This window comes from Planotetraspora kaengkrachanensis, assembly GCF_016862895.1.
GTDB lineage: Bacteria > Actinomycetota > Actinomycetes > Streptosporangiales > Streptosporangiaceae > Planotetraspora > Planotetraspora kaengkrachanensis.
Window position 1 is genome coordinate 1 of the sequence record NZ_BONV01000091.1, and the last position, 766, is coordinate 766.

A 766-nucleotide genomic window follows, 5' to 3' on the forward strand; every position below is an offset into this window, starting at 1 on the left:
GAACTCCTCAACGCCGGTTCTCGCTCGGCCTGGCGCGGCAAGGTCCGGGAGGCTGAGGATCTGGGGTACGACGTCCTGCAGGTTCCCGACCATCTCGGCATGGTGGCGCCGTTTCCGGCTTTGGTGGCCGCGGCTGATGTGACCACCGGCATGCGGTTGGGCACCTATGTGCTCAACGCCGGGGTGCTGAGCCCGGCCTACCTCGCCCGGGAGGCGGCCGACACCTACCGGTTGACCGACGGGAGGTTGGAGCTCGGTCTGGGCGCGGGTTATGTGCCGGAGGAGTTCGCGGCGGTGGGGTTGTCGTTCGGGACGCCGGGGTCGCGTCTGCGCAAGCTCGAGGAGATCGTCACGGGGGTGCGGGAGCGGTTGGCGGCCGAGGCCGACGCGCCGTTGCCGCCGATCATGCTGGCCGGGGTGGGTGACCGCATTCTCACGCTGGCGGCCCGCACCGCTGACATCATCAGTTTCCCGATCAACGTCGGGTTCGGCGAGGGCACGCCGGAGCAGGCGTTGGGGGCCCGGGTCCGGCATGTCCGGGAGGCGGCCGGTGAGCGGTTCGGCGAGATCGAGCTGAATCTGTTCGTGGCCGGTGTCGGCCACCAGGTGGCCGACATCGATCTGTCGGTGATCACCGCGGCCACGGGCATGCCGGCCGAGCAGTTGGCCGAGCTTCCCGGCGTCCTGGTCGGCCCGCCCCAGCAGATCGCCGAGACCCTGCTGCGCTACCGCGAGGAGTTCGGCATCAGCTACATCAGCGTTCTGG

Annotated in this window: 1 protein-coding gene; it reads left to right on the top strand. The window is 69.8% G+C overall.

Annotation, left to right across the window (positions count from 1 at the left end; genetic code table 11):
• Window positions 1–766 (top strand): TIGR03621 family F420-dependent LLM class oxidoreductase (locus tag Pka01_RS40485; RefSeq protein ID WP_203888329.1); only part of this gene is annotated, 766 nt, incomplete at both ends.